The 1,550-nt window shown below is 63.4% G+C and carries 2 protein-coding genes and 1 pseudogene; all 3 read left to right on the top strand.

What is annotated here, in order from left to right; translation table 11 throughout:
* Nucleotides 1-915 (top strand): VWA domain-containing protein (locus EN781_RS32290; RefSeq protein ID WP_127400716.1); only part of this gene is annotated, 915 nt, incomplete at its 5' end.
* 69 nt (nucleotides 916-984) lie between these two features.
* Entirely contained in the window at nucleotides 985-1,380 is a 396-nt protein-coding gene (locus EN781_RS32285; RefSeq protein WP_126054822.1) for a RidA family protein, read from the top strand.
* 54 nt (nucleotides 1,381-1,434) lie between these two features.
* Nucleotides 1,435-1,550: pseudogene (locus EN781_RS35660) on the top strand (XdhC family protein); the annotation flags it as partial.

The raw sequence follows: 1,550 nt of genomic DNA, 5'->3' as shown, positions 1-1,550 counted from the left end.
GCCGAGACCCGCGTCAGCCAGGCGATGTTCGAGGGCCATCAGAAGAACCAGCCGGCGAGGGAAATCCCCGAGATCGAGGTCGACGCCCGCTTCACCTTTTCCGGCAACGAGGTGCTGCGCGGCAAGGATTTCGCCCAGATGGACGCCGCTGAACTGGCCGAGGCCAAGCACGCGATCGCCGCCTTGCGGCTGCCCTTCGACATGGTCCGCACGCGCCGCTTCAGGGCGGACGCGCAAGGCAGGCGCATCGATCCGCGTGCCATGATGCGGTCGGCCGCGCGCACCGGCGGCACGCTGATCCTGCCGAAATTCCGCTCTGCCCGCGAGGTGCATCCGCCGCTGGTGGTGCTTGCCGACATTTCCGGCTCGATGAGCCAGTACACGCGCATCTTCTTGCATTTCCTGCACGCGCTGACGGAAAAGCGCCGCCGCGTGCATGCCTTCGTCTTCGGCACGCGCCTGACCAATTTGACGCGGCAGATGCGCCATCGCGATCCCGATGCCGCGCTCGCCGAGTGCTCGGCGACTGTGAAGGACTGGTCCGGCGGCACCCGTATCGGCGACACGCTGGCCGAGTTCAACCGCCTGTGGTCGCGGCGCGTGCTGGGGCAGGGGGCTGTGGTGCTGCTGATCACCGACGGGTTGGAGCGCGACGAGATCGCCGGCCTTTCGGAAGAAATGGAGCGGCTGCACAAATCCTGCCGTCGGTTGATCTGGCTGAACCCTCTGCTGCGCTTCGACGGTTTCGAGGCGCGCGCGCGTGGCGTCAAGGCGATGCTGGCGCATGTCGACGAGTTCCGCCCGGTGCACAATCTCGAGGCGTTGGCCGATCTCTGCGCCTCGCTCGACCAGCGGCCGGCCGCTTCCGTCGATCCGCGTCGATGGCTGCCGGCTGGCGACAGGCACGCCGCATAGCCATATGTCTATCCATCGGAAGAACAGGCTCCCAGATAAATTGCGACCACCATACAGGAGACCCGATGAATGACGCTCCAATGCATCAACCCAAAGGACCTGCCAGTTCCGCAGACGTACAGCCAGGTTGTCGTTGCGACAGGCAGCAAGTTGGTTTTCATCTCGGGCCAGGAGCCAGAAGACTTGGATGGCAAGCTGGTTGGCCGTGGTGATCTTGCGACTCAGGCGCGCCAGGTGTTTGCCAATCTCGGCCGCGCACTCGCCGCCGCCGGTGCGGCGCCTGCGCAGGTCGCCAGGATCACGATCTATGTCGTCAACTACAATCGCGATGAATGCTTGCCGATCATCGAAAAGGCTCGGGTAGAGCTGTTCGGAGATCACAAACCAGCCGACGTGGTGCTTGGCGTGGCGAGCCTGTCCCCCGACTATCTGATCGAAGTTGACGCGGTCGCGGTGATTGATTGAGCATAGATTTGCGCGAACTGCCCAGATCATAAACAGACTCCAAGAGAAGCAGTCATGGAAAACAGCATCTATCTCGATGAGGCCCGCGATCCCCTGATCATCGCGGAAGGCTGGATGAAGGATGGCAAGGATGTCGCCATCGCGACCGTGGTCGAGACCTGGGGTTCGGC

The sequence above is a fragment of the Mesorhizobium sp. M4A.F.Ca.ET.090.04.2.1 genome, from assembly GCF_003999085.1.
In the GTDB taxonomy this organism is placed as follows: domain Bacteria; phylum Pseudomonadota; class Alphaproteobacteria; order Rhizobiales; family Rhizobiaceae; genus Mesorhizobium.
The sequence above is the reverse complement of the archived record's forward strand: the minus strand, read 5'-3'. Positions and strand labels throughout refer to the sequence as shown.

Coding starts and splice junctions, on each gene's coding strand:
- EN781_RS32285 (WP_126054822.1), top strand. CDS start 985: ATGACGCTCCAATGCATCAACCCAAAGGACCTGCCAGTTCCGCAGACG.